The 242-nt window shown below is 50.0% G+C and carries 1 protein-coding gene; it reads right to left on the bottom strand.

Annotated elements, in window-relative coordinates:
* The coding region (locus tag RMT89_RS45080; protein WP_315889542.1) for a hypothetical protein at positions 1–217 on the bottom strand (217 nt) is incomplete at its 3' end.
* Between the last annotated feature and the right edge of the window lie 25 nt (positions 218–242).

Below are 242 nucleotides of genomic sequence, written 5' to 3'. Positions count from 1 at the left end.
TCAAGCAAAGTTGGCCGACTTCGGGAAGACCTACCTTGATATGCGGCCTGCTCTTCATCGGTTGGCGCGCGGTATTGATCCGTTTCGTAGTCCCAAAACCCGTCGCCACCGCTGTATCCACTGAAGCCAAACTCATACTCAAAGGCATCGCATCCAGAACATGAGCCATAAGATCCATTAACCCATCCGATTTCTCCATTGTATTCAACAAGAGCATACCAGTCTCCTTGATAGGAGCCGAA

Origin of the sequence: Streptomyces sp. P17, assembly GCF_032436805.1 — a bacterium.
Classification (GTDB): domain Bacteria; phylum Actinomycetota; class Actinomycetes; order Streptomycetales; family Streptomycetaceae; genus Streptomyces.
The sequence above is the reverse complement of the archived record's forward strand: the minus strand, read 5'-3'. Positions and strand labels throughout refer to the sequence as shown.